The sequence below is a fragment of the Elstera litoralis genome, from assembly GCF_000963705.1.
In the GTDB taxonomy this organism is placed as follows: Bacteria; Pseudomonadota; Alphaproteobacteria; order Elsterales; family Elsteraceae; genus Elstera; species Elstera litoralis.
This window is the reverse complement of record NZ_LAJY01000913.1, coordinates 1-981: the sequence shown is the minus strand read 5'-3', so window position 1 is coordinate 981 and position 981 is coordinate 1. Positions and strand designations below refer to the sequence as shown.

The 981-nt window shown below is 46.1% G+C and carries 2 protein-coding genes; one reads left to right on the top strand and one right to left on the bottom strand.

Annotation, left to right across the window (positions count from 1 at the left end; translation table 11 throughout):
- Positions 1–11 precede the first annotated feature (11 nt).
- Positions 12–632, bottom strand: a complete 621-nt coding sequence (locus tag VZ95_RS20700; RefSeq protein ID WP_045777548.1) for a TetR/AcrR family transcriptional regulator — start codon at positions 630–632, stop codon at positions 12–14.
- Positions 633–719: 87 nt separating this feature from the next.
- Between VZ95_RS20700 and VZ95_RS23620 the strand changes: the two genes are divergently transcribed.
- Positions 720–981: NAD(P)H-binding protein (locus tag VZ95_RS23620; RefSeq protein ID WP_156995505.1), on the top strand; the 262-nt coding region annotated here is incomplete at its 3' end.

The window sequence follows — 981 nt, the reverse complement described above, 5'->3', positions numbered from 1 at the left end:
CAAGGTTTGCTTTAATTTTTTGAGACAGACACGATTAAATCAGCAACAGTTTTGCGAATTTCTTTTAGGTCGAAGTTCTCTGATAGAGCCGCTTCATCAATGCTCTTAGATAATGCCTCCATACCAAATAAAGCCCTGACAAAAAGCGGATAAAGAATCTGGCCGAGAAGTTTTTTTGCAGCCTCAGAACTGGCGTCTGCCGATAGCTCAAATGTGATGCTTAGATACACGCTTAAGCGTGTATGCACCTCTGTAAATATCACGTCGAAGTGCTCCACCGCCCCTTTTGGGAACCTTGTCGTTTCTGCCATACTCACACGGCACATTTGTATCGATGGTTCATAGAGAAGTATTTCAAGGTATCGGCCACAGAATATTGTTAAAGCATCTAGGGGGTTCTCAGAGTAATCCCCAGGGATTTTTAGCTTTTTAAGAAACAGGCCACGCACCAAATCGATAACGGCAAGAAATAATTTCTCTTTACTCTCAAAATGAGCATAGAGCGAGCGCTTTGATGTGCCGGCACGCGCAGCAACAACATCTATTGCAGCTCTCTCAAAACCCATTTCAAGGAACACTTCTTTTGCTTTCCAGAGGATGTGTTCACGTAGTTTCTCGCCTCGTAGTGCCATGTCCGATTATCGCTCCATCTCATTTGACAAAAGTAAACGGTACGGTATAGTTTACTTTCTCTCTCTCTAAACATCAGGTCTATCATAATGATTGTTATCACTGCTCCAACAAGCATGATCGGCCAACAGGTCATCGCAAATCTCCTGACCAGCGGCCAACTTATTCGCGTGGTCGCGCGCGACCCTTCCCGTATTCCTGCACCGATACGCGCTTGTGTCGAAATCGTGCAAGGATCGCACAGCGATATTGACGTTGTGAATCGAGCGTTTACTGGGGCCGAGGCTGTGTTTTGGTTAGTCCCTCCTGATCCCCAAGCCGCTAGCGTTGAAGCCGCTTATTCGGGCTTCA